Here is a 5490-nt window from a genome sequence, read left to right on the forward strand (position 1 = left end):
ATATTTCCTATTTTATCTCTTTGAATCCAATTTTGCAAAATTGATTTCCGTGGCCGCCGGGGCGTGTCCGTTCATGTATTTTATCAGGAGGAGGGGGCGGTCTCTGTTCTGCCTCGTTTTCGGAAGCTTTTCGGGAGCTTTCCGGAAGAGGCGGAAGATTAAGAAAACCTTAAGAATTTTGTCGAGTTGTTTGTAAGAAATACCCTGTATACTCTCCTCAAAAGCGGCTGTCCGCCGCGTATGAGGAGGGCGTTTTGCCATGAATTACAAACAGCTGAAAATCTTCGCCATGTGCTGCATGGTCTTCGACCATGTAGTCCGCATTTTTCCCCTGTATCAGATGCTCGGCCCCCTGGCGGACTTCCTGTGGAGCAGGGGGTACGGGGGTCTGGCCGACTGGCTGCTGGATGACTGCATTACATATATAATGTATATCGGCCGTCTGGCAGCGCCGGTTTTCCTCTACTGCATCACGCTGGGCTTTGTCCATACCTCCGATGTCCGGCGCTATCTGGGCCGCATCCTCCTGACAGCGGTCATCGCCCAGGTTCCCTATACGCTCTTCGACCTGGCGGAGCTGCATGTGATGGGCGTGGAAGGGGACTGGCGGGAGGCCGGATTGAACATCCTGTTCACTCTGGCCCTGGGCCTGCTTGTCCTGGTCCTTCACGAGGAGCTGAAACGCCGGAACCGAAAGCTGATTCTTTTCAGTCCCATCCTTGTTGCGGCGGCATCCTGGTTTGGGAACCTGTGTTCAATGGAAGGCGGACGGGGGTATATCATTTTGATTTTTGTCTATTATATCACCCGCAGCTGCCCCCGCCGGCAGAGGGCCCTGCTGTACGTTCCCGCGGTCATGCTCTCCCGGATTGGCCTGATTCAATGGGTCGCGGAGAGCATCGGGACCGATCTGTTTACCGGAGCATGGAGAAACTGCCTGCTGAATGTGCTGGGGAACTACTTCGGGATGCTGGTTGCCCTGACGGACAACGGGGAAAAGGGGAAAGCGGGGAAGGGCTTCCAGTGGTTCTGCTACGCCTTTTACCCTGCCCACTTCGCACTGCTGGCACTGATTGGCTTCCTGCGGCCTCCGCTGGTGTAGAGAGGGCCGCCCGGGCAGGGGAGAAGAGGGGTTTTTGTCCCTGGGGGGCGGGCGTTTGCCCCTGTGGGAGCGGAGAGGCGGAAAAAAGCAAAAAAAGCAATCTTTTTCCAAAAAACACTTGACGGTGGGGGGGCTTCATGCTATAATTCCTACTTGCGCGGGCGAATCCGCGAAATTTGCCATGCGTTTTGGAAAACGAACGGACCCGAAGGCCGGCGCGTTTCAAAGCACACTGTTCAGGAGGGGTGTCTGTGCCTTTCGAGACGGGAATGCTGACAGAGCTTTCCCAGGGACCGCGGGTGGTCGGCGTGAAGCAGACCCGCAAGGCCCTTCGGGAGGGACGGGCCCGCCGGGTGTTTCTGGCTCGGGACGCCGATCCCGCCATGACGGAATCCATCGCCGCGGACTGCGCGGCGGCGGGCGTTCCCGTGGAGAGCGGCTGCACCATGGCGCAGCTGGGCAGAACCTGCGGCATCTCCGTGGGCGCGGCGGCGGCTGCCGCCGTTTAAAAGCGGCAGGGCCCTTTCCGGTCCGTTTTTTCGGGGCGGAGGCAGAAAAACCGGCCCCCAAAGAGGTTTTTTCGGAATAGTCTTCCGACTTTCCGTAAAAAATAAATATACCTGCAAAAAATATGAAAGAAAGGAGAAATTCAATGCCTACTTTTAACCAGCTGGTCCGCAAAGGCAGAGAACAGGCTACCTACAAGTCCACCTCTCCCGCTCTGCAGTTCGGTCTGAACACCCTGAAGACCCGGACGACCAATCAGCCTTCTCCCCAGAAGAGAGGCGTCTGCACCGCCGTGAGAACCGCCACCCCCAAGAAGCCCAACTCCGCCCTCCGCAAGATCGCCCGTGTGCGTCTGACCAACGGCTATGAGGTCACCGCCTATATTCCCGGCGTGGGCCACTCCCTCCAGGAGCACTCCGTTGTCATGATCCGCGGCGGCCGTGTCAAGGACCTCCCCGGCGTCCGCTATCACATCATCCGCGGCACTCTGGATACTCAGGGCGTCTCCGGCCGGATGCAGAGCCGTTCCAAGTACGGCGCGAAGCGGCCCAAGTCCAAGTAAGGACCACCCTTAACGAATCACTTTGCCGAACAGGCATTTATATAAATGCGGGGCATGGCCCTTCGGCAGAGGCATTCACGGAAGGCTTTTTCGTTGATCGAAAGCCTTTTGAGTACCTATGAGATCATAGAATTATTATGAAGGAGGGAAGCATAGTGCCCAGAAGAGGTAATGTTCCCAAGAGAGAAATTCTGCCCGACCCTATGTACGGCTCCGTGCTGGTGACCCGTCTCATCAACAATGTGATGCTGGACGGCAAGAAGGGCGTGGCGCAGAAGGTGGTCTACGGCGCCTTTGACCAGATCAAGGAAAAGACCGGAAAGGACCCCGTTGAAGTGTTCACCCAGGCGATGGACAACATCATGCCCACGCTGGAGGTCAAGGCCCGCCGTGTGGGCGGCGCCAACTACCAGGTCCCCATGGAGGTCCGGCCCGCCCGGCGCACCACGCTGGGTCTGCGGTGGCTGACCGCCTATTCCCGCGCCCGGGGCGAGCGCACCATGGCCGAGCGGCTGGCCGGCGAGATTATGGACGCCGCCAACAGCACCGGCGCGGCTGTGAAAAAGCGTGAAGATGTGCACAAGCAGGCCGAGGCAAACAAGGCCTTTGCGCACTTCCGCTGGTAAGTTAGGAGAAAACAGGTATGCCGAGAAAAACATCGCTTGAAAACACCAGGAACATCGGCATTATGGCTCACATCGACGCGGGCAAGACCACCACGACAGAGCGGATCTTGTTCTATACCGGCGTGAACTATAAAATCGGTGAAACCCATGACGGCACCGCCACCATGGACTGGATGGCCCAGGAACAGGAGCGCGGCATCACGATTACGTCCGCCGCCACCACCTGCTACTGGTCTGGTTCCAAGAACCAGTTCAAGCCCACCCGTATCAATATCATCGACACCCCGGGACACGTGGACTTCACCGTGGAGGTGGAGCGCTCTCTGCGTGTTCTGGACGGGTCTGTCACCGTTCTCTGCGCCAAGGGCGGAGTGGAGCCCCAGTCCGAGACCGTTTGGCGTCAGGCGGATAACTACAAGGTCCCCCGGATGATCTATGTCAACAAAATGGACATCATGGGCGCGGATTTCTACAACGTTCTCCACATGATTGAGGACCGCCTGAAGTGCAATGCCGTGGCCATCCAGCTTCCCATCGGCAGCGAGGAAGCCTTTAAGGGTATCATTGACCTGGTGGAGATGGACGCGGACATCTACTATGATGACCTGGGCAAGGACATGCGGGTGGAGGAGATTCCCGCCGACATGGTGGACCTTGCCAACGAATACCATGAGAAGCTGATGGATGCCGTGTCCATGTTTGACGATGAGATCGCTGAGATGTATCTGGACGGCCAGGAGGTTCCTCAGGATAAGATCCGGGCCGCTATCCGCAAGGCCACCATCGCCAACGAGATGGTCCCCGTCACCTGCGGCACATCCTATAAAAACAAGGGTGTGCAGAAGATGCTGGACGCCATCGTGGACTATATGCCTTCCCCCACCGATGTTCCCGCCATCAAGGGCGTCAACCCCAGCACTGAGGAAGAAGAGGAGCGTCCCTCTTCTGACGACGAGCCCTTCTCTGCCCTGGCATTCAAGATTGCCACGGATCCTTACGTGGGCCGCCTGTCCTTCATCCGTGTCTATTCCGGCACGCTGAACACCGGCACCCAGGTGCTCAACTCCACGAAAAAGCAGAAGGAGCGCATTGGCCGCATCCTCCAGATGCACGCCAATCACCGGGAGGATATTGAGACCGTGTACGCAGGCGACATCGCCGCAGTCATCGGCCTGAAAAACTCCACCACCGGCGACACCCTCTGCGATGAAAAGCACCCCGTCATTCTGGAGTCCATGGAGTTCCCCGAGCCCGTTATCCGGGTTGCCATCGAGCCCAAGACCAAGGCCGGTCAGGAGAAGATGACCATCGGCCTGATTAAGCTGGCGGAGGAGGACCCCACCTTCAAGACCTACACCGACGAGGAGACGGGTCAGACCATCATCGCCGGCATGGGCGAACTCCATCTGGAGATCGTCGTGGACCGTCTGCTCCGTGAGTACAAGGTGGAGGCCAACGTAGGCGCACCCCAGGTGGCCTACAAGGAGACCATCAAGAAGTCCGTGGAGCAGGATACCAAATATGCCCGCCAGTCCGGCGGCAAGGGCCAGTATGGCCACGTCAAGATCCGTGTGGAGCCCAACGAGTCCGGCAAGGGCTATGAGTTCATCAACGCGGTTGTGGGCGGCGCCATTCCCAAGGAGTATATCCCTGCGGTGGACGCCGGTATCCAGGGCGCCATGAACGCCGGCGTCATGGCCGGGTTCCCCGTGGTGGACGTGAAGGTCACCCTGTATGACGGCTCTTATCACGAGGTTGACTCCTCTGAAATGGCCTTTAAGATTGCCGGCTCCATGGCCTTCAAGGAGGCCTGCCGCAAGGCGGGAGCCACGCTGCTGGAGCCCATCATGAAGGTTTCCGTCATCGTCCCCGACGAGTATCTGGGCACCGTGATTGGCGATCTGACTGCCCGGCGCGGCCAGATCCAGGGCCAGGAGGCCCGTCCCGGCGCACAGCAGGTGGACGCGCTGGTGCCTCTGGCCAGCATGTTCGGTTATGCCACCGATCTGCGCTCCAGCACCCAGGGCCGGGGCCAGTACACCATGGAGCCCCACAGCTACGAGGAAATTCCCAAGAGCATCGCGGAAAAGATTGTGGAGACGCGGGCCAAGGGTCAAAACTGAGTTTCCGCCCTGCCTCCGCCGGAAAAGAACTGATTGGAGAATCGTTTTTGACCTTTTGACTGAAAACGGGAAAAAGGGATTGATTTTCCAGGCGGAATGCTGTAAAATAGGCAGTACCGAATTGATTCGACCTGCCGCAATTGGATTTTGAAATGAAGTAGGAGGATTTTCAAATGGCCAAGCAAAAATTTGAACGCACCAAACCCCATGTCAACATCGGCACCATCGGCCACGTTGACCACGGCAAGACCACTCTGACCGCCGCCATCACCAAGTGGCTGTCCCTTCAGGGCAAGGCCCAGTTCGAGGCTTATGACAGCATCGACAAGGCTCCCGAGGAGAAGGCCCGCGGTATCACGATCAATACCGCCCACGTGGAATATGAGACCGAAAAGCGTCACTATGCCCATGTGGACTGCCCGGGCCACGCCGACTATATCAAGAACATGATCACCGGCGCTGCCCAGATGGACGGCGCGATCCTGGTCATCGCCGCCACCGACGGCCCCATGGCCCAGACCAAGGAGCACATCCTGCTGGCCCGTCAGGTGGGCGTGCCCGCCATCGTGG

General features: G+C 58.2%; 6 protein-coding genes. All 6 read left to right on the forward strand.

The genetic code is table 11. The features are described from left to right. The first annotated feature begins 259 nt into the window (after nt 1-259). Entirely contained in the window at nt 260-1102 is an 843-nt protein-coding gene (locus tag Q0063_RS14230) for a TraX family protein (protein WP_297872619.1), read from the forward strand. Between the two features lie 251 nt (nt 1103-1353). Then, on the forward strand, nt 1354-1611 hold the full coding sequence (locus tag Q0063_RS14235) for a ribosomal L7Ae/L30e/S12e/Gadd45 family protein (protein WP_297872620.1): 258 nt from the start codon (nt 1354-1356) through the stop codon (nt 1609-1611). Between the two features lie 143 nt (nt 1612-1754). Beyond that, complete coding sequence (gene rpsL, locus Q0063_RS14240) at nt 1755-2171, forward strand: 30S ribosomal protein S12 (RefSeq protein WP_297872621.1); 417 nt, start codon at nt 1755-1757, stop codon at nt 2169-2171. A gap of 155 nt (nt 2172-2326) precedes the next feature. Next, nucleotides 2327-2797 (forward strand): 30S ribosomal protein S7, encoded by a 471-nt coding sequence (gene rpsG, locus Q0063_RS14245; protein WP_297872622.1) that lies wholly within the window; start codon nt 2327-2329, stop codon nt 2795-2797. A gap of 17 nt (nt 2798-2814) precedes the next feature. Further along, nucleotides 2815-4920, forward strand: coding sequence for an elongation factor G (gene fusA, locus Q0063_RS14250; protein WP_297872623.1), 2106 nt, complete (start codon nt 2815-2817; stop codon nt 4918-4920). Nucleotides 4921-5093: 173 nt separating this feature from the next. After that, nucleotides 5094-5490 (forward strand): GTP-binding protein (locus Q0063_RS14255; RefSeq protein WP_297872624.1); only part of this gene is annotated, 397 nt, incomplete at its 3' end.

This window comes from uncultured Oscillibacter sp., from assembly GCF_947654275.1.
Lineage (GTDB): Bacteria > Bacillota > Clostridia > Oscillospirales > Oscillospiraceae > Oscillibacter.